13 protein-coding genes are annotated in these 20390 nt (G+C 66.0%); 4 read left to right on the plus strand and 9 right to left on the minus strand.

All coding sequences use genetic code 11. The features are described 5' to 3' along the window. Positions 1-231: 231 nt before the first annotated feature. Entirely contained in the window at positions 232-1284 is a 1053-nt protein-coding gene (locus tag NLI89_RS01900) for a LacI family DNA-binding transcriptional regulator (RefSeq protein ID WP_254685459.1), read from the minus strand. A 291-nt stretch (positions 1285-1575) separates the two neighbouring features. Here NLI89_RS01900 and NLI89_RS01905 point away from each other — a divergent pair, with 291 nt between their 5' ends. The 4 genes from NLI89_RS01905 (at position 1576) to NLI89_RS01920 (ending at position 7353) form a co-directional block, all read left to right on the plus strand. Next, positions 1576-2817, plus strand: coding sequence for an MFS transporter (locus tag NLI89_RS01905; RefSeq protein ID WP_254685460.1), 1242 nt, complete (start codon positions 1576-1578; stop codon positions 2815-2817). Next, entirely contained in the window at positions 2814-4451 is a 1638-nt protein-coding gene (locus tag NLI89_RS01910) for a glycoside hydrolase family 43 protein (protein ID WP_254685461.1), read from the plus strand. The genes NLI89_RS01905 and NLI89_RS01910 overlap by 4 nt, the downstream gene beginning before the upstream one ends. 76 nt (positions 4452-4527) lie before the next feature. Further along, positions 4528-5304: an alpha/beta fold hydrolase gene (locus NLI89_RS01915; RefSeq protein WP_439144459.1), complete on the plus strand. Its 777-nt coding sequence runs from the start codon at positions 4528-4530 to the stop codon at positions 5302-5304. Positions 5305-5520: 216 nt separating this feature from the next. Continuing rightward, positions 5521-7353, plus strand: coding sequence for a M2 family metallopeptidase (locus tag NLI89_RS01920; RefSeq protein WP_254685462.1), 1833 nt, complete (start codon positions 5521-5523; stop codon positions 7351-7353). 48 nt (positions 7354-7401) lie between these two features. Here the strand turns inward: NLI89_RS01920 and NLI89_RS01925 are convergent, their stop codons facing one another. From NLI89_RS01925 to NLI89_RS01960, 8 genes are all read right to left on the minus strand, one after another. Continuing rightward, positions 7402-8718 carry an MFS transporter gene (locus NLI89_RS01925; protein ID WP_254685463.1) on the minus strand — a complete coding sequence of 439 codons (1317 nt, stop codon included), beginning with the start codon at positions 8716-8718 and terminating at the stop codon, positions 7402-7404. Positions 8719-8899: 181 nt separating this feature from the next. Further along, positions 8900-10702: an alpha-amylase family glycosyl hydrolase gene (locus tag NLI89_RS01930; RefSeq protein ID WP_254685464.1), complete on the minus strand. Its 1803-nt coding sequence runs from the start codon at positions 10700-10702 to the stop codon at positions 8900-8902. A 14-nt stretch (positions 10703-10716) separates the two neighbouring features. Beyond that, complete coding sequence (locus tag NLI89_RS01935; protein WP_254685465.1) at positions 10717-13227, minus strand: TonB-dependent receptor domain-containing protein; 2511 nt, start codon at positions 13225-13227, stop codon at positions 10717-10719. Between the two features lie 111 nt (positions 13228-13338). Next, positions 13339-14322 carry a LacI family DNA-binding transcriptional regulator gene (locus tag NLI89_RS01940; protein ID WP_254685466.1) on the minus strand — a complete coding sequence of 328 codons (984 nt, stop codon included), beginning with the start codon at positions 14320-14322 and terminating at the stop codon, positions 13339-13341. Positions 14323-14393: 71 nt separating this feature from the next. Continuing rightward, positions 14394-16706, minus strand: a complete 2313-nt coding sequence (locus tag NLI89_RS01945; RefSeq protein ID WP_254685467.1) for a TonB-dependent receptor — start codon at positions 16704-16706, stop codon at positions 14394-14396. An 86-nt stretch (positions 16707-16792) separates the two neighbouring features. After that, the gene (locus tag NLI89_RS01950) at positions 16793-18052 is read right to left on the minus strand and encodes an MFS transporter (protein ID WP_254685468.1); all 1260 of its coding nucleotides are present in this window, start codon (positions 18050-18052) and stop codon (positions 16793-16795) included. A 352-nt stretch (positions 18053-18404) separates the two neighbouring features. Then, positions 18405-19484: an LLM class flavin-dependent oxidoreductase gene (locus NLI89_RS01955; RefSeq protein ID WP_254685469.1), complete on the minus strand. Its 1080-nt coding sequence runs from the start codon at positions 19482-19484 to the stop codon at positions 18405-18407. Then, complete coding sequence (locus NLI89_RS01960) at positions 19481-20374, minus strand: aldo/keto reductase (RefSeq protein WP_254685470.1); 894 nt, start codon at positions 20372-20374, stop codon at positions 19481-19483. The genes NLI89_RS01955 and NLI89_RS01960 overlap by 4 nt, the downstream gene beginning before the upstream one ends. Positions 20375-20390 lie beyond the last annotated feature (16 nt).

The raw sequence follows: 20390 nt of genomic DNA on the forward strand, positions 1-20390 counted from the left end.
CGACAATGCGAGGCGAGCCTGAAAACGTCGTGCGAACGGATGCCATGCTATCCTACCCCTGTGTTGTGCACCTTATGGCTGGTGCGATCGCTTCCGTTACCGCGCGCCTGTTCGACGCAGCCTGATAACGTTACCACGGACGTAATGCGACGGACTTAAGCGGGAGTCAATACTCCTACTAACGATGTAATAATGCGACGAGGTCGTATTGATCGGACACGACTACGTCGATCAGGGCAGGGCGGCGTCCATATCGTGCGGCGCAGACGTCGATTGGCGGGTAACGATATCGTGACCGAGGACTCGATCGCCGCGATCCCCCGAACTACGCGATGGCATACCGATTTCCGCGACCAGCAGGCCGAGCGCTTCCGCGGCCAGCCGTCGCACGGGCTGGTGCACGGTCGTCAGCGGAGGCCACAGCATCACGGCCGCGGTGGTGTCGTCGAAGCCGACCACCGTCAGTTCGCCCGGGACGTCGAGCTGACGCCTGTGCGCCACGGAGACCACGGCGGCCGCCATGTCGTCGTTGCTCGCGAAGATCGCGGTCGGCGGAGGACTGGCCTGGAGCAACTGGTCGCCTGCCGCCAGGCCCGACGCGAAGCTGAAATCGCCCTGCGCGATCGTCGCCTTCACGCCTTCCGTCTCGCGCACGGCCGCGTAGAAGCCGTCCAGGCGTTTCAGGCTGGCGACCTGATCGGGATTGCCGACGATGAAGCCAAGCCGGCGATGCCCGAGGTCGATCAGCCGTCGCGTCATCTCGTACGCCGCCAGTCGATCGTCGATGCGGACGCAGATCGCGTCCTCGACACCGTGTGCGCCCACCGCGGCGACGGGCACGCGTGCCTTGCGGACCACATCCATGACCGCCGGCGACTCGCACAGCGGGGGAGCGCAGATCAGCCCCGAGATCCCCGAAGCGACGAGGTCCTCGATCGCGGCCTGATCCGGTGGACGACCGTTTTCGCCCTTTAGCAGGATCAGACGGGCACCCCGGATCGATGCCTCCTCGAATACGCCCGTGAGGAAATCGCTCATGAACGCCGCACTGGGATTGGAGTAGATGACCCCGATCCTCAATTCGGCAGACGTCACGAGGCTGCGGGCCGCCAGATTGGGTATGTACCCCAGCGCCTGGATCGCCTCCTGCACGCTGGCGCGCGTCTGCGGATCGACCCCGACCCGGCCGTTGATCACGCGCGACACGGTCATGGGCGATACGCCGGCCTGTGCCGCGACGTCGATGATGGTCGGGCTACGCGATCGCCCAGCGCGCTTCTTCACACAGATCCTCCCGACCCTCGCGCCGCAACGCATGCCCCAGCTTTGTCGGTGCCCTATACCTTCGTCGATGCGATGCAACATTGCATCGTTGTCACGAGCATTTGGCAGCCGTTACGACCATAACGATGTTGACGTTACCATTGGTCAGCGTATTGATCGCGTGACCAGACCAGTGAAAACGGCTGGTTATCGAGATGAATGCGCGGCGCAGACCGTTAGAGGGAGAGGGTCGCTGATACCGGTCGCACGATCATCGAAATCGAAATCATCGTCACGGAACGGGAGCAGCAGGTGCGGCGCTTTTCGAATATTCGCTGGACCATCATCGGCCTGTTCGTCGTCGCGATGGTCATCAACTATCTGGCCCGCAGCGTCCTGGGCGTCGCGGCGCCGGCGATCATGGCGGAACAGCATATATCGGCGGTCCAATATTCCTGGATCACCGGTGCGTTTCAGGTCGGGATCATGTTCCAGCCGGTCGCCGGCTATCTGCTCGACGTCATCGGCCTGAAAGTCGGGTTCACGCTGTTCGTCGCGGTCTGGTCGCTGATCACGATGGGCCATGGCCTCGCGACCGGGTGGCTGGGGTTCGCAGGATTGCGCGGTGCACTCGGGCTGGTCGAGGGATCGGCGCAGCCGGCGGGCATGAAGCTGGTCGCCGAATGGTTTCCCGCGCGCGAACGCGGCGTGGCAGGCGGCATTTATCAGATCGGCGCGTCGTTTGGCGCGGTGTTCGCACCGCCGCTGGTGGCCTGGGCGATCCTGAACCACAGTTGGCGCGCGGCGTTCTTCGTCGCCGGGGGACTAGGCCTTGTCTGGGTGATCGCCTGGCTCGCCTGGTACGCGCCTCCGGCCCGTCATCGGCGACTGTCGCCGGGCGAGCGTGCGTACATCATCGAAGGGCAGGAGGCCGCACTGGCCACTACCCGGCGTCGCCCGCCGCTCCGCGACCTGCTGCGTCGCCGCAACCTGTGGGCGATCGCCGCCGCCCGGTTTCTCGCCGATCCGGTCTGGGGTATGCTGTCGCTCTGGATGCCGCTCTACCTCGTACAGGTGCGCCATTTCGACCTCGGCCAAATCGCGCTGTTCGCATGGCTGCCGTTCCTCGCGGCGGATCTGGGATGCCTTTTCGGCCCGGCGGTAGTGGCGTGGCTGCAACGCCGGGGCATGGGGCTGATCGATGCGCGGCGCAGCGCCTTCACGCTCGGCGCGGTGATGATGACCGGCATGATGTTCGTCGGCACCGTCACCAGCCCGGTCGCCGCGATCGCGCTGCTGTGCCTCGGCGGGTTCGCGCACCAGACCCTCTCGGTGACGGTCATCACCATGGCATCCGACCTGTTCCCCCAGGATCAGGTCGCGACCGCCACTGGCGTATCGGGCACCGCAGCCAATCTCGGCGTCCTGATCTTCACGCTCGTGCTCGGGTCGCTCGTCGCGGACGTCGGCTATCAACCCTTCTTCATCCTGCTCGGCCTGCTCGATCTGGCCGGCGCGGCACTCCTCTGGACTCTCATCCGAAAGCCGGCATGACCATTCGAAATCCGATCCTACGCGGGTTCAATCCCGATCCCTCGATCGTGCGGGTCGATGACGATTACTACGTCGCGACCTCCACCTTCGAATGGTATCCCGGCGTGCAGATCCACCATTCCCGCGATCTTGCGAACTGGCGGCTGGCCGCTCGCCCGCTGAACCGCGCCAGCCAGCTGGACATGCGCGGCAACCCCGATTCCTGCGGCGTCTGGGCGCCCGATCTGAGCTATGCCGACGGACGTTTCCACCTCGTCTTCACCGACGTGAAACGCTACGGCCAGACCACCGTCGACGGTGCGAGCGGCGCATCGATGCGCGATTTCCACAACTACTGGGTGACCGCGGACCGCATCGACGGGCCGTGGTCCGACCCCGTCCACCTCAACAGCAGCGGGTTCGATCCCGCCCTGTTCCATGACGACGACGGCACGAGCTGGCTGGTCAACATGCTGTGGGATCACCGGCCCGGTCAACGACGGTTCGCCGGCATCCTCGTCCAGGAGATCGACCTCGCCACCGGCACGCTGTCGGGCGAGCGCCGCCTGATATTCGAGGGCACCGCGCTGGGCTTCACCGAGGGGCCGCACATCTACAAGCGCGACGGCTGGTATCACCTTCTGGTCGCGGAAGGCGGAACCGAGCGCAGCCATGCCGTGGTGATGGCACGGTCCCGCTCGTTGTTCGGGCCGTACGAGATCCATCCGGACGGACCGGTGCTGACCGCGCGGGGGACGGACCGCACGACTGCAAACGGCGTGCCGACGTTGCAGCGCACGGGGCATGGCGATCTGGTCGAAACGCCGGGCGGGGATACCTGGATGGTCTATCTGTGCGGCCGCCCGCTGCCGCTCGGCGATCGGTGCGTGATGGGACGGGAAACCGCGATCCAGCGCATGGTCTGGGGCGATGATGGCTGGTTGAGGACAGCCGACGGCCGCGGGACACCGGCATCCGAGATAGAACTCGGCGGTCCGGCGAACGAGGGCGTCGGGTGCGTCAGTGAGTATAGCGACTTCGCCGACGGCACGCTTCCCCCGGCATTCCAGTGGCTCCGCACGCCGCATCCGGATCGGATATTCAGTCTGGATGCGCGTCCCGCCCATTTGCGCCTGTACGGTCGCGAGACGATCGGCAGCCACTTCACGCAAGCCCTGGTCGCGCGTCGCCAACAGGCGTTCCGCTATGAGGCGGAAACGCTCGTCGACTTCACCCCGCGCCATTTCCAGCAGGCTGCGGGGCTGGTCTGCTACTATAACTCGACCAAGTTCCACTATCTGCACATCACGGCGGGTGACGATGGCAGCCGCCAGATCCAGATACTGTCCGCTATTCCACGGGAGACGGGCAGCAGCCTGCTGTCGCAGCGGGTGCGGATCGAGCCAGGGCAGATCGCGATGAAGGTGGAGGTCGACTACGACACGCTGCGCTTCGCCTATCGGGCCGCGGAGGCGACGGAGTGGATCTGGCTGCCCGACATTTTGGACGCCAGTATCCTGTCGGACGAGGCGACCCTGCCCGGGATGCCGAACTTCACCGGCACCTTCGTCGGCATGGCCTGCCAGGACCTCTCGGGCGCGGGGCGCCCTGCGGACTTCGGCTATTTTCGCTACACCGAGCACGACGAAGCCTGATGTGGCGCGGTGGGTCGAGTTGACACGCGCGACCCCCGCCACGAACTGGCGGCGATACCCATTGCAGGATGACACCGTGGCCAGCACCCAAAGCACGACCCAACCCGCCGAGATCCAGTATTTCGAGAGCTTCGATGGTACGCGGCTGGCGTGGCGTGAAGTGGGAGAGGGGCGGCCGGTCGTCCTGATCCACGGGTATTTCTCCGACGCCAAGACCAACTGGATCCGCTATGGCCATGCCGCGAAGATCGCCGCGAAGGGGTTCCGCGTGATCATGCCGGACCTGCGCGCCCACGGCGACAGCGACAAGCCGCACGGGCTCGAGGCGTATCCCGCCGACGCGCTGACGCAGGACGGTCATGCGCTGATCGCGCATCTCGGGCTGACCGAGTACGACCTCGGCGGCTATTCGCTCGGCGCGCGGACGACGTCGCGGATGCTCGCGACCGGCGCGACGCCGCGGCGCGTGATCTTCTCCGGCATGGGCCTCGAAGGACTGACCCAGACGTCGCGGCGCGCCGGGCATTTCCGGAACATCCTGACTAGGCTCGGGGAGCATGTGCAGGGGACGCCGGAGTGGCTGGCCGAGGCGTTCCTGAAGACGACCGGCGGCGATCCGGTGGCGCTGCTCGGCATCCTCGAGACGTTCGTCGATACGCCGCTGGAGTCCGTGAAGGCGATCCAGCAGCCGACACTGGTCGTGTGCGGCGGCGAGGACCAGGACAATGGCTCGGCCCCCGACCTCGCGGCGATCCTGCCACACGGGACCTATGTGGAGACCCCCGGCGGCCATATGAGCGCGGTGGTGAAGCCCGAACTCGGCCAGGCGATAGCGGACTTTCTGGCGGGCTGACTCGGCTCTCTCTTCAATCCTCCCCCGCCAGGGGGAGGTGGCTGGCACTTGCCAGACGGAGGGGGAGGTAAGGTGTAACCGCTGTTCCGTATCCTCCCCCTCCGTCGCCTTCGGCGCCACCTCCCCCTGGCGGGGGAGGATTGGAAAGATCGGCTGGGGAAGGTTGACCATACAGCAACGGATCATCACTCTGGCCGCATAATCCAGGGGAAATCCATGATCCGTACCGTCTCTCTGATCGCGCTAGCGTGCGCGATCGCCGTACCCGCCGCGGCGCAGGCTCAGACCGCACTACCCGCTGCGACCGGCAAGCCGACCGTCGCGCAGGCGGATGCCTTCGTCGCAGAGGCCGAAAAGACATTGGCCGCCGCCTCGCTCGACGCGAGCCGCGTCGCGTGGGTCAACGCGACCTACATCACCGACGACACCGATGCGCTGGCCGCGAAGTCGGGCGCGGAGATGACCGATCTCGGCGTGAAGTACGCGCTCGGCGCAGCCCGCTATGCGTCGCTGCCGGGTCTGTCGTTCGACACCAGGCGCAAGCTCGACCTGCTGCGCGGCGGCCTCACCCTCCCGGCGCCGACGCGCGCGGGCGCGTCCGACGAACTGTCGACGCTCACCACCAAGATGTCCTCATCCTACGGCAAGGGCATGGGGACCCTCGACGGCAAGCCGATCAACGGCTCGGATATCGAGGCGGCGATGGGCTCGGTGCGCGATCCAGCCAAGCTGACCGAGATGTGGACGAGCTGGAACGACAAGGTCGGCGCGCCGATGCGCGGCGACTATGCCAAGATGACCGCGATCTCCAACGAAGGCGCGCGAGAACTCGGCTACAAGGACGTCGGCGCGCTGTGGCGTTCGGGCTATGACATGACGCCGGACCAGTTCGCGTCGCTGACCGACAAGATCTGGAAAGAGGTCGAGCCGCTCTACATGGCGCTCCACACCTACACCCGGTGGAAGCTGAACGAGAAATATGGCGACGCGGTGCAGGCCAAGACCGGGCCGATCCGCAGCGACCTGCTCGGCAACATGTGGGCGCAGGAATGGGGCAATATCTACGACATCGTCGCGCCGAAGGGGGCAGGCGACGTCGGTTACGACACCGGCGATCTGCTAAAGGCCAAGGGCTATGACCCGCTGAAAATGGTGAAGCAGGGCGAGGGGTTCTATTCGTCGCTCGGCTTCGCACCGCTCCCCGACACGTTCTGGAAGCGGTCGCAGATCACCAAGCCCGCCGACCGCGACGTGATCTGTCATGCCTCGGCATGGGATCTCGACAATCAGGACGATATCCGGATCAAGATGTGCACCAAGGTGAATGCGGACGACTTCGTCACGATCCACCACGAACTCGGCCACAATTACTATCAGCGCGCGTACAAGGCGCAGCCGTTTCTCTACAAGAACGGCGCGAACGACGGCTTCCATGAGGCGATCGGCGATACCGTCGCGCTGTCGATCACGCCCGATTATCTGGTGAAGATCGGCCTGCTCGACCAGGCGAAGGTGCCGAGCGCGGACAAGGACATCGGGCTGCTGCTGCGGCAGGCGATGGACAAGGTCGCGTTCCTGCCGTTCGGGCTGCTGATCGACAAATGGCGCTGGGGTGTGTTCTCGGGTCAGATCCCGGCGACCGGCTATCAGGCGGCATGGGACCAGCTGCGGCTCCAGTATCAGGGCATCAAGCCGCCGGTCGCGCGTGACGAGACCAAGTTCGATGCCGGCGCGAAATACCACATTCCGGCGGCGGTGCCGTACACGCGCTATTTCCTCGCGCGGGTGCTCCAGTTCCAGTTCTACAAGGCGGCGTGCGACCAGTCGGGCTGGAAGGGGCTGCTGCACCGGTGTTCGTTCTACGACAACAAGGCGGTCGGCACGAAGCTCAACGCGATGCTGAGCATGGGACAGTCGAAGCCGTGGCCTGATGCGTTGCAGGTGTTCACCGGCAGCCGCGAGATGTCGGGCGCCGCACTGGTCGAGTATTTCGCGCCGTTGAAGGCGTGGCTCGACGTCCAGAACAAGGGCAAGCCGACCGGCTGGTGAGCGCGACGCCCTCTGGCCGGTTTCGTCCGGCCAGAGGGCATTCGAACGCTATCGACGATCGACCATCGTCACCTGGGTTGTCGCGATCGCGCCCAGTACCATCAATGCGCCGCCGAGGTACAGGATGTTGCGCGGTTCGCCGCCCAGCAGCGAATGGTAGAACAACGGCACGGTCAGGCTCTCGATGATCATCGGGATGACGATGAACATGTTGAAGATGCCCATGTAAACGCCGTTGCGCTCGGGCGGGATCATGTCGATCAGCATGATGTACGGATTGCCCATCATGCTCGCCCAGCCGATGCCGATGCCGAGCATCGCGACGAAAAATGCCGCCTCGGTGCGCAGGCCGGGGATCGCCAGCATCGCCACGCCCGATGCGAGCAGGCACGCGGCATGTGCGCTCTTCGCCCCCCAGCGTCGGGCGAGCGGGACCAGCGCGATCGCCGCGACGAACGCCACCGCATTGTAGAAGGCGCCGAGCTGGCCGACCGTCAGCACGGTATCGCGGAACGCCGCGCTTTTCGCATCCGACGTGCCGTGCAGCGACCGCGCGACGGCGAAGGTGATGAACTGCCAATAGGCGAACATCGCATACCATTGGCACAGCATCGCCAGCGCCAGCTGCCGCATCGGCTTAGGCATCTCGACGAGCGCAGTCCTAAGGTCGCGCAGCGTGCCGCCCAGCGTCAGCGGTTCCTTCGCCAGGCGCGCCTGCTCTTCGGCGGGCAGCGGCAGTTCGGGGACGCGGACCACCGACCAGACGATCGTCGCCAGCGACAGCACCGCACCGATCAGGAACGCGATCCGCGTGATGTCTGGGATGCCGTTGCCATCCACGGCGTCCTTGTTGAAGCCGATCCACACCAGCAGCGACGGCGCCAGATACGACAGCGTCTGCGCTAGGCCGGTGAACGCGGATTGCGTCAGGAAGCCGGCGGCGCGCTGATCGTCGGGCAGGCGGTCGCCGACATAGGCGCGGTACGGCTCCATCGTCACGTTGTTGGCTGCGTCGAGCACCCACAACAGGCTGGCGGCCACCCACAAAGTCGGGCTGTACGGCATCGCCAGCAGGCACAGGCTGCACAGTATCGCGCCGATCAGGAAATAGGGGGTTCGGCGGCCGATCCGGGTCGAGGTCCGATCGCTCATCGCGCCGATCAGCGGCTGGATCAGCAGGCCGGTCATCGGCCCGGCGAGCCACAGCAGCGGCAGGCTCGCTTCGTCGGCGCCGAGATAGCCGTAGATCGGCGCCATGTTGGCCTGTTGCAGCCCGAACGAGAATTGCAGCCCGAGGAAGCCGAGGTTCATCTCGATGAGGCGCATCAGCGAGAGGCGGGGCTTGGTCATGAGGCCGAGGTTCATTGTCATGCCCCTTGTACGCGATGGTCCGGCGCAAACAGATCGATCCTCCCCCGCCAGGGGGAGGTGGCGCCGAAGGCGACGGAGGGGGAGGACACGAAACAGCGGTCATCGCTTACCGCCCCCTCCGTCAGGCTATGCCTGCCACCTCCCCCTTGCGGGGGAGGATTGCGAAAGTGCACGCTCACGCCGCAGGCCCCGCCCAGATGACGCCCCATGGCTCGACAGTGAGGGTGGCACCGCAAGACTGTTCGGACAACCGATCCTGCCAGCCCGCCAAGCCATCGACTTGCACGGCAGAGTCGGAGAAGTTCAGGAACACCCGGTCACTCCCGCAGCCGATCCCGAGCAGGGCAGGGGATTTGGTCGCGATCGTCGTCGGCGAACCGGCGCCACCGCTCGCAATCCGTGCCGCGCGGAGTGCTTCCAGATCGCCGCTGATCCTCCGCGCGGTGGAACCGTCGAGCGCCGTCCAATCCATCTCCGGACGGTGCAGCCAGCGCCCCTCATGCGCGCGCTCAGGGTCGCCCAGATAACTCTCGTCGTTCAGCAGCCCAACCTCGTCGCCCATATAGGTCGTCGCCAGACCACCACTCGCGATCGAAAGCGCATTGAGCAAGGCGATCCGCCGAAACGCCATCTCGCGCGCTGCGTCGTCCGCCGCCGCTTCGAGCCCAGCCAGCGACGCCATCGTCCCGTTCGAGCCGTGCAGCACCGAGCCGTCCGACTGGAACGGCGCACCGCGCGCCCAGCTGTCGTCGCCACCTTCGAGGAACCGCGCCGCCGTTTTCAGCCGCGCCACCGGATCGGGATCGATCCCGGCCAGATCGCCGATCACCGCACCCCAGCCGATATCGTCGTGGCACCGCGCGTAGCTGAGCCAGTTTGCGCCACGCGGAAGCCCGCCGCTCGCCTCGACGATAGCATGCGGCAGGGTGGCAGACTGCTCGGCCAACGCCACCCAACCCGCCACCATCAGCGAATTATTGTAGACCAGATGGCATTCGGGCTCGAACCCGCCATCCCAGTCGCTGCCCTCGTCGGCCCCGAAATACGGCGGCACCAGCGCGGTCGGCACGATCGCCTCCGCCTTCAGCAACGTGGCGGGCGCGACGATGTCGAGCGCCGCGCGCAACGCGCGGACGATGAAATGCGCCTCCGGACGGTTGCGGCAATCGGTGCCGACCTGCTTCCACAGGAACGCGATCGAATCGAGCCGGAACGCCTCGAACCCGTGGTTCGCCAGCCGCAGCATCGTGTCGACGATCGCCAGCATGACCTCGGGGTTCGCCCAGTTCAGATCCCATTGGAACGGATAGAAGGTCGTCCAGACCTGCCCGCCCATCGCCGGCACCGCGGTGAAGTTTCCTGGCGCGGTCGTCGGAAACACCTCGGGGAGGGCGGCTTCGTACGCCTGCGCCTCGTCCTCGCTCACGACGTGATAGAAGGCCCGGTAATGGGGATCGCCCGCCTGCGCCGCCTGCGCCCAGCGATGATCGTCGGCGGTGTGGTTGAGCGCGAGATCGACGCACAGGCTGATCCGCCCCTCGCGCAGCCGGGCCGCGAGCCGCTCGACCTCGGCCATCGTTCCCAGCCGCGGCTCGATCGCGAGATAATCCGCGACCGCGAACCCGCCATCGCTGTCGCCCTCGCGCGCCTTCAGCAGCGCGAGCAGATGCAGATAGCGGACCCCGAGCGATTCGAGATGGTCGACCCGGTCGATCAGCCCGCCGACCGTCCCGGCGAACCGGTCGACATAGGTCGAATAGCCCAGCATGTCGGGCGCGACGAACCAGTCGGGGTCGGCCAGCCGCACCTCGTCGAGCGCGACCATCGCCGCCGGCCGCTCGCTCGCCCGGTCGCGGAGGATCGCCTCCATCCGCGGCCAGAGCGCCGCCAGCCGATCGCTGCCGTACAGCCGTTCGAGCTGGCGTTTGAGCCGGGGGGCGAGCGCGTCGAGACGGCGTTCGGTGGAAAACAAAGTCACGCTCACCCGCCCGATCAGAAGCCGACGCGGACCGCGGCGGAGATCGTCCGGCCGGTGATCGACCGCGCCCGGACGATGCCGTTGGTCGGGATCGCCCCCTCTTCGGCTTCGGTGATGCCCTTCACGTCGAACAGATTGTTGCCGTTGACCGACAGCGTGACGTTCTCCGCCGGGCGTACCGACACGAACGCGTTGACCTGCGTATAGCCGGGCATCTTCAGCAAATTGTTGTCCTGCGCGAAGCTGTCGGTGGTGCCAATCACGTTCGCGCCGACGGTTAGCCGGCCGACATCGACCTGCGGGGTCGCCTGAAAGATGAACTTGGCCTGGCGGCGCGGGCGATTGCCCTCGACCGCGGGGTTGAGCACGTCGCGGGTGATCTCCGCATCGGTGTACGTCCCGCCGGCCGACAGCGAGAACGGTCCGCGCGCGATCCGGCCCTCAATCTCGACGCCCTTCGCCTCATATTCGCGGTTGAAGAAACGCTGCGTCGTCGCCTCGAAATTCTGCTCCTCGGTGCGCGCCCAGAAGCCGGTGGCGTAGAGCGAGAGGCCGTTCTGGCGGAACTTGAAGCCACCTTCGAGCTGGCGAACGAAATCGACTGCGGCGCCTTCGTCGGTCAGCCCGCCGGTGGTCGTGTTGATCGACGGGCCGAACAACAGGCGATCGGCGTTGGCACGGCCGCCGCGGCTATAGCGGGCGAACACCGCCGTGCTGTCGGTCAGGCGATAGTTCGCGCCGCCCGAATAGGACAAATAGTCGCAATTATAGTTGAGCGGCGAGCGGGCGTTGGGGATCACCGCGACCTGGCGCTCGGCGGTCGAGATCACGCCGTCACCGTTGATGTCGAAGGTCGTGATGCCGCTGCCGAAGCCTGCACCCAGATCGGCGCCGGCGACACTGCCGCGCGCGCGACCGAAATCGTAGCGCAGCGAGCCGTCGATGTTGAAGCGGCCGATCTCCAGCCCGAGCTGCGCGAACGGGGCATAGGTCGTGTAGTCGAGATCGTACGACCGGCGGCAGCAATTGCCGAAGCCGCTCGCCGAATAGCCGGGGACCCCGTTCTGCGTGACCGGCACGCCCGCGGCGGTACGGATGTCGACGAGTTCCGAACGGCCGTCATCGGCGACGGTCTGGACGAACGAGTTCCACAGCCAGTCGCTCTTGATGTCCTGGCGCGACGCATAGAAGCCGCCGGTGATCGCCAGCGTGCCCGAACCCAGCGGCACCGACCCGTTGAGGCGGATGTCGTTGGTGATGTTGTTGAGGCTCTTCAGATCGACGTCGAACAGGACGACGTTGGCGAGCAGGCCGTTGCCGTTGAGCGACGCCGGGTTGGTGATCCGCTGGCCGTTCTGCGATCCGCTGGCGTAGAACAGCTGTGCGCCGGCACCACCGAGGCCGTTGGCGATCGTCTGCGCGGAGTCGACGGCAGACGGGAAGGGCGAGGTGAAGCCGCCCGAGATATCCGAATAGCGGAACCGCTCGACGATGTTCCAGCCGTCGGCGACCGGAATCTGCGTCTCGAGACCCGCGGAATAGACGACGGGATGCTGGCCGTCGCGGATCGAGCGCGTGACGAGCTTGTTGTCGCCGTCGAGCGTCTGCACGGTGCGGATGTTGCCGCTGTGCAGCGTGCCGTTGTTGATCGAGAAATTGGGGAGGTTGCTGTAGGTCGGGTCGCTGTTCGTGCCGCTCACCTGCACCGGGTTCGGGAGATAGCCGATCGCGCGGTCGTCGAGATACTTGCCGTACAGCCGGACATAGCCGCCATTGCCGAACGACTTGGTGATGTTCGCCTTGAACTGGCCGCCCTTCACGCCGTCATAGCCGTCCTGTCGCTGGCCATCGCCGATCCGGTAGAAGCCGCCGAAATGATAGGTCAGCGTGTCGGACAGCTTGCCGCCCTGGTCGAAATCGACGCGGAATTCGCGGTAGTCGAGCCCGCTGGTCAGCTGGAATGCGCCGCCTTCCTGCTCGCCGGTCTTCGAAATGAAGTTGATGACGCCGCCGGGCGAGTTCGACGCGAAGGTCGAAGCCGAGCCGCCGCGGACGGACTCTATCGTCCGGACGTTGAAATCGGCGCGCAGGAAATTGTCCGCGTTGCCGAAGGTGATGTCGCCGAACTCGAGGATCGGCAGGCCGTCTTCCTGCAACTGGAGGAACTTCGAGCCGCCCGATGCGACCGGCAGGCCGCGGACCGAGATGTTCGCGTTGCCGTCGCCGCCCGATGCCTCGACCCGGATGCCGGGGAGGTTGCGGAGCAGCTCGCCCGAGGTGCGCGGTGCGAGCTGGACCAGCGTGTCCGAGTTGATCGAGCTGGTGGTGATCGAGGTGTTCAGCCGGTTGGTGCCGCGCGCGACCGCGGTCACGACGATGTCGTCCTGCGGGGCATCGGCAGCGGGATCAGCGGCGGCATCGGCCGGCGTGGCGGCCTGGTCGGCCTGCGGTGCGGTCTGTGCGGCCCCTGCGGTGGCGAACGATGCGGCGGCGATACCGGCCAGCAATGCGTGACGAACTTTCATGCGATCCTCCCTGCGACGGCTTTCTGAGAAGCCCAAGGCCGCCTCCTACGCGCTCCACAATCGATTGCAACACAAATCCTGCAATCGATTGTGAAGATCAGACAGCCGTTGTCAGGCAGACTGGCGCAGTATCAGGAACGGCGGAACGATCGCGGACTCGGCCGGCTCGCCAGCGATCCGCTTGAGCAACCGGTCGACCATCAATTCGGTCCCTATCTCTAGGTCCTGGCGGATCGTCGTGAGCGATGGCGAGGTATGGGCGGCCAGTGTCACGTCGTCATAGCCGATCACCGCAGTCGTCTTAGGAATGTCGACTCCGGCCTCGGTCAGCGCGCGCAGCACGCTCATCGCGGCGACGTCGGACGCCGCGAAGATCGCGTCGGGCACGCGGCCTTCCGCAAGCCGCGCAGCGACCGCGGCATGCACGACTTCCGGCATCATCGAGGTCGCCAGCACCTCGCACGGCAGGCCAGCCTCGTCGGCCGCCGCTGCGAATCCAGCCAGCCGGTCGGCGAACTCGGGTGGGGCGGGGTCGCCCACGAACATCAACCGTGTGCGGCCCAGCGCGATCAGGTGTCGCGCCGCCATCCCGCCGCCTGCGAAATTGTCCGATCCGATCGTCAGGTGATGTTGCCCCTCCCGGTGCGCGCCCCATACCACCAGCGGGCGGTAACGCTGCGCGACCCGCTCGATTGCCGCGAACTGATCCGACTGGCCGACCAGCAGCAAGCCATCGATCCGCCCGCTGTCGACCAGCCGCTCGAGCCAATCGTCGGCATCGGGAATGACCCGCGACAACAGGATGTCATAGCCGCGCTCGACCAGCAGGTCGGCAAGGAACCCGAGCAACGACAGGAAGAACGGGTCGGTCAGGTGCTGCGTCCTGGCGTGTCCCAGCGGCAGGACCAACCCGATTGCGCCCGTACTTTTCATCCGCAGGTTTCGCGCGAGCTGGTTCGGCCTTACGTCGTGCTGGCGCGCCAATTCGCGTATCCGCTCGCGGGTCTTCGCGTTGACAGACGAATGCCCCGCGAGCGCACGCGATACCGTCGCGGTCGAAACACCCGCCAGGGCGGCCAGATCGGCGAGTTTCATGGCACATCATCCTCGTCGTCGCCGAACCGATGCCTCCATTACTATCGCCGATCGCCCGCCGCAATGATGCGTCAGAAGTCCTTACGCAGCAGCAGTCCGGCATAGCGCTTGTCGTCGCGCGGCACGAACCGGACGGTGCCGGCAAACGTGCCCGCGGTCAGGAAAGACGAATAGGACTGGTTGGTCAGGTTCTTCACATAGGCGCGCAACTGCCACCCCGACGTATCGCTCAGCACCGCGACGCTCGCGTTCCAGATCGCATAGGCCGGCTGCACCGTGCTCGGCGTCTCGGCGAGCGAATATTGCACCTTGCTGCTGAAGGTCACGTCGGTTTGCAGCTCCAGCGCGAGCGTGTCGGTCAGCCCGAACTTGTACGCCGCGTTCTCGTACAGCTTGATCTTCGGCGCATAGGGGAGCGGCTGGCCGTTGATGTTGCAGCTCGTCGGTGCGCCGGTCGGACAGAGGAAATTGCGGACCGTCGCGTCGGTGTAAGCCGCCGAGATGTCGAGCGTGAGCCCCTTGGTCGGCCGCAAGGTAACGTCCGCCTCGACCCCGCGCGAACGGACCGACCCGGCGTTGATCAGGCGGCTGACCTGCGCGCCCGCGACGACATCGTTGAAGCTCGCCTGATAGCCATCGAAATTGGTCGTGAACGCGGCCAGGCTATAGCTCAGCGCGCGGTTCGCGGTGCTGCCCTTCAGCCCCACCTCGTACGAATTGGACGTCTCCGGGCTCAGCGGCACTTCGTCCAGTGGCGTCGTCGCGTTCAGCGAACGCATGTTGAAATAGACGTTGTACGCCGGGCCTTTGTAGCCGTGCGAATAGGTGAAGTAGGTCTGCGCATGGTCGCCCAGATCGTACTGAAGCCCGAGGCGGTAGCTGTCGCCGCGCTTGTCGATCCCGCCGGTCGTGTTGTGATAGGCGCGGACCCCGGGCCGGTCGAGCGCGGCCGCACCGGTGTTGAGCGGATCCGCGGTCGAGGTGCGGACGTGATAATAATCGAGGCTGTCCCAGGTCGAGCGATAGCCGGCGATCCCGCGGAATTTCGGCGTGACATTGACGTTCGCCTCGCCGAACAGCGCGTAATTGTCGTTGGTGATGCCGTAGTTCGCGACGCCTGTCGTGGTGCTCTGCGCGCCGCCGGCCGCGAGCGAGGTCAGCGTGCGCTGGTACCGTTCGTCGGTCGTCGCGTGGAGGTAATAGGCACCGACGACGTAATCGATCAGCCCGCCCTTGGGTGACGTGAGGCGCAGTTCCTCGGAGAATTGCTTGGTGTCGACGCTGCCTGCATCGCGCCCGGACGGGAACGCGGTCGAGAGCGCGGCGACGCTGTCGTAATCCTGGCGCTGGTTGTTGAGCCATTGCCGCCAGCCGGTGATCGAGGTGATATGGTAATCGCCGAGCGCGAGTTCGCCGGTGAACGACCCGCCGTAATTCTCGTCCTTCACGTCGGTGATCGAATCGTTGTTGGTCCGGCGATTGCTCGGTCCCGCGACGATCCCGCTGGCGCCCAAAGCGGCGGCGAGGTCGGGTGAATTGGTGACGATTCCGGTCGGATAGGCGGTGCGGCTGGTGGCGGCATAGACGCTGGTCGGCGTCGTATCGTGCGAGTTGAGATAATCGCCGACGATCGTGAATTTCAGGTCGTCCGACGGCGTGACGACCAGCTTGCCGCGGGCGCCATAGCGTCGATAGCCGTTGACGTCCTGGTTGCGCGCGACGTTGCGGACGTTGCCCTTATAATCGTCGTAAAGACCGCCAATCAGGGCCTGCACCTTGCCGGGGATCAGAGCGCCGGAGATGCCGGCCTTGATCCGATATTCCTCGTCCGAGGTGATACCCGCCTCGCCGAACGCGCGGAACTCGTCGGTCGGGTTGCGGGTGACGATGTTGACAACACCGGCCGAGGCGTTCTTGCCGAACAACGTGCCCTGCGGCCCGCGCAAGACCTCGATCCGCTCGACCTCGCCGAGGTCCAGTGTCGACTGGCCGGGGCGGGTGAGGACGACGCCGTCGAGGACGGTCGACACCGATGGCTCGACGCCGGGCGAGGTCGTGATCGTACCGACGCCGCGGATGAAGATCGTGCGATCCTTGTTCGACGCGCCGCTGCGGAAACCGACCGAGGGGATCGTCGCGGCGATGGTCTCGACCGTGTTCAACTGGCGTTCGGCGAGCGACTGGCCGCTGACCGCGGTGATCGCGATCGGCACCGACTGGAGCGTCTCGTTGCGGTAGCGCGCGGTGACGATCACCTCGTCGCTCTGCGCTGCGGCGGGCGCGGCGGCGGCGGGTGCGGGCGCATCCTGCGCGAACGCCGATGTCGCGAGCGCGGTGCTGGCCAGAAGCGCAAGGCTCATGCGCTGGATGCGTGGGTCGAACATGGTTTCCCTCCCGAGATGATAGCGTCTTTTAATTCCCATTCGTGCGATGGGTATAAAGAATGGCATGCAGGCGCGTCGTGTCAGCTTTAGCGTGCCTCGACCGGTCGCAGCACCGGCAGGAGCAGCTGGATCCAGCCGACCGCGAGCAGGTACGAGACGCTCGCGAACAGGAATAGCGGCAGATATCCGAGCCCTGCGGTAAGCACGAGCCCGGCGACCTTGGCGATCACCATCCCGCCGACATTGCCGCTGAACGATCCGAACGCGGTCACGCGGCCGAGCTTGTCCTGTGGCACGACATCGGCGATCAGCGCGAAGAGATTGGTCGAGAATGCCTGATGTGCGGCGAGCGTCAGCGCCATGAGGCCGATCGTGACCGCGTAATTGCCCGCGTAGAGCACCAGCGGGATCGGCAGCACGCAAAGCGCGGCGACCAGCAATATGCCCTTGCGCACCGCGTTGACGCTGTAGCCGAGGCTCAGCAACCGCGTCGAAACGCCGCCACCTAGCAACGATCCGACCGCCGCACCGCCGTAAGCGATCGCCAGCGGTACGCCGAGCGCAACGCCGCTGAGCCCATATTGACGGTGAAAGAAGTCGGGCAGCCAGAACAGCAGCAACCACCATGTCGCGTCCGACAGGATCTTGGCGACGGCGATCGCCCAGGTCTGGCGGTTGCGCAGGATCGGGCCGTACTCCGTGAGGGGCGTCGTGTCCGGGCCGACCGGCCGGGGCGGGGAGAAACTCACGCGTCGCGTGGCGATCAGCCAGACCGCGGCCCAGACGAGTCCCAGCGCGCCCGCCGCGACGAACGTCCCGCGCCACCCGACCAGCAACGCGACCCCGGGAATCGCCAGCGGCGCCAGGATCGCGCCGATGCTGTTGGCGGCGTTGGTCGCGCCGAACCCGCTCGACCGCCAGTTCTTGGGCAGCACCGACGCGATCGTCTTGATCCCGGTGGGCGTCCCCATCGCCTCGGTCGCGCCGAGGCTGACGCGGATCATCACGAACTCGGTCATCGACCGCGCCCAACCGTGTGCCATCGCCGCGATGCTCCACGCCGCGACGCCGATCGGGTTCGCCCATTTGACGCCGAGCTTGTCGACGATCCACCCGGTGAACAGGAAGGCAAACGCCGCGCCGCCCTGGAACCAGGCGGCGAGCGTGCCGTAATCGTCGTCGCTCCAGCCGAGATCGGCGGCGATCGTGGGTTTGAGGACCGAGATGATCTGGCGGTCGACGAGGTTGAGGATCCCTGCGGTCACGACGAGCGCGAACAGGAGCGCGCGGGCGCGGGCGCTGAGTTGCGCGACGGTCTTGGTAGGGGGCTTGGCAGGCTTGGTCATAAGCGCTTAGCATGGACGAGCGTGGCGCCGAGGCTAGCCAGTTTCTCTTCGCCGACGCGGTTATTTGGTTGCAGGGGGGCAGGCAGGCCCGAACTGCCCCCTCGGATTTGTTCGGCGGTCATCCCGCTCGAGCAAGCAAGCCTGTTTCCCCGCGAAGGCGGGGATCCAGACTGGGCTCCCGCCTTCGCGGGAGAACAAGGGGGAGGGCCACCACCAACCCAAACCACCCCGGCGCAGGCCGGGGCCCAATTGGAGAGGCTGCGGTAATGAAGCGCTGCCCTCCGTTAGCGATGTTTCCCAATTGGGCCCCGGCCTTCGCCGGGGTGGCAGAACTCACTGGCCGTTTTGCAAATCAAATAACCAAAGGCCCATGTTCGATCCGCGGCAACACATGCCGCGCGAACAGATCCGCCTCGGCCGCATGCGGATACCCGGAGAGAATAAACGCATCGATTCCCTCCGCCCGATACGCGTTCAGCTTCGCCAGCACCTGATCCGGATCACCGACGATCGCCGCCCCGCACCCCGACCGAGCCCGCCCGATCCCGGTCCACAGGTTCGCCTCGGCATATCCGTCGTCCGAGCCTTCACGCAGTTCCGCCTGCCGCCGAACCCCCGCTGACTGCGAGTCCAACGACCGCTCGCGGATCGCGCGCCCCTCGGCATCGTCGAGCTTCGACAACAGCCGATCCGCCGCCGCCCGCGCTTCCGCCTCGGTTTCGCGGACGACGACATGCACCCGGTACCCAAACCGCAAAGTGCGCCCATGCCTGGCCGCACGCGACCGCAGATCCGCAACGATCGCGCGCACCGCATCCATCGTATCCGGCCACATCAGATATACGTCGGCATTGGTCGCCGCCGCATCGCGCGCCGCCTCCGACAGCCCCCCGAAATACAGTGCGGGGCATTTCCCCGACACCGTCGTCACGCGAGGCGGATCGACCTTCAGCTTCCAGAACTCGCCGTCATGGTCGAGCGGCTTGCCGTCGAGCAGCGTCCGCAGGATGTGCATCGCCTCGACCGTCCGCGCATAGCGCGGCGCGCTTTCCAGCTTTTCCCCCGGCAGGTCGCTCGAAATGATGTTGATCGCCAGCCGTCCGCCGAGCATCCGGTCGATCGTCGCGATCTGGCGCGCGAGTTGCGGCGGCCAGCTCTCGCCGATCCGCACCGCCATCAGCAGCCGCAGCCGCTTCAGCATCGGCGCGATCCCCGCGGCGAACGCGGTCGTGTCGATCCCCAGCGCATAGCCCGACGGCAGCAGGATATTGTCGTAGCCGGCGGTCTCCGCCTGCATCACGATGTCGCGACAATGCTCCCAGCTCGATTTCAGCGCCGCATCCGGCACGCCGAGAAACTCGTAGTCATCATCGCACAGTGCCGAGAACCAGCTGATCTCGCAGGGCGGCAAGCTCGACACCGGATCGGTCATGGCAAATTTTCGCCCATTCCGGCCTGCAGCACGGCATACCATTCAGCCCGCGTCCACTCGATCTTGTACGCGTCCGCCGAAGCCGCAATCCGCGCAGGAGTCTGCGACCCGACGATCGGAATGATCCGCGCCGGATGCGCCATGATCCACGCCAGAGTCGCGGTCGCCGCATCGACGCCGTAGCGTGCGCCGTGCTCGGCCAGCAGCTTGGCCGCGGGATGATCGCCCTGCGCCAGCCGTCCGCCACCAAGTGGCGACCACGCCATCACCGCGACATCGAGCCGCATCGCCTGGTCGAGCGTCCCGTCGAACAAAGGCGACGTCCGCAACGGCGAGAATTCCGGTTGCGTGCTCACGATCGGCTGGCTCAGGAAAGCCTGCAACGCGTCGAACTCGTGCACGCTGTAGTTCGACACGCCGATGCTGCGGATCTTGCCCGCCTCGACCATCCGCGTCAGCGTCTCCGCCACCTCGTGCGGATGCGTCAGAAAATCGCGACGGTGGATCTGGTACAGGTCGACCTGCTCCACGCCCAGCCGCTTCAGCGACGCTTCCAGCGCATCGGCCAGATACGTCGCGCTGGAATTATACGGAATGCCGGGGCGAATGCCCGCCTTGGTGGCGATCACCATCTGCGCACGCAACGACCGGTCTTCGGCCAGCGCGCGCCCGAACAGTTCCTCCGCCGAGCCGAATCCGGCGGGCACGCCGCAGCCATAGATGTCGGCGGTGTCGAAGAAGTTGATCCCGGCCCCCAGGGCGGCGTCGATCATTGCGCGTACCGGCGCGACCTCTCCGGCCAGCCGCCACATGCCCCAGGCTATCGGCGAAACAAGGATTTCGCTCTTGCCGAGCGGGCGAAGGTCGTTGGAAAGGCGGATCGTCGTCATAACGACGGCTCATGGC

The sequence above is a fragment of the Sphingomonas faeni genome (assembly GCF_024273235.1).
In the GTDB taxonomy this organism is placed as follows: Bacteria; Pseudomonadota; Alphaproteobacteria; order Sphingomonadales; family Sphingomonadaceae; genus Sphingomonas; species Sphingomonas faeni_A.

Bases quoted from the DNA above. Each gene is read 5' to 3' on its own strand.
- NLI89_RS01920 (WP_254685462.1), top strand. From the start codon at position 5,521: ATGATCCGTACCGTCTCTCTGATCGCGCTAGCGTGCGCGATCGCCGTA.
- NLI89_RS01940 (WP_254685466.1), bottom strand. From the start codon at position 14,322: ATGAAACTCGCCGATCTGGCCGCCCTGGCGGGTGTTTCGACCGCGACG.
- NLI89_RS01955 (WP_254685469.1), bottom strand. From the start codon at position 19,484: ATGACCGATCCGGTGTCGAGCTTGCCGCCCTGCGAGATCAGCTGGTTC.
- NLI89_RS01910 (WP_254685461.1), top strand. From the start codon at position 2,814: ATGACCATTCGAAATCCGATCCTACGCGGGTTCAATCCCGATCCCTCG.
- NLI89_RS01960 (WP_254685470.1), bottom strand. From the start codon at position 20,374: ATGACGACGATCCGCCTTTCCAACGACCTTCGCCCGCTCGGCAAGAGC.
- NLI89_RS01950 (WP_254685468.1), bottom strand. From the start codon at position 18,052: ATGACCAAGCCTGCCAAGCCCCCTACCAAGACCGTCGCGCAACTCAGC.
- NLI89_RS01925 (WP_254685463.1), bottom strand. From the start codon at position 8,718: ATGAACCTCGGCCTCATGACCAAGCCCCGCCTCTCGCTGATGCGCCTC.
- NLI89_RS01945 (WP_254685467.1), bottom strand. From the start codon at position 16,706: ATGTTCGACCCACGCATCCAGCGCATGAGCCTTGCGCTTCTGGCCAGC.
- NLI89_RS01935 (WP_254685465.1), bottom strand. From the start codon at position 13,227: ATGAAAGTTCGTCACGCATTGCTGGCCGGTATCGCCGCCGCATCGTTC.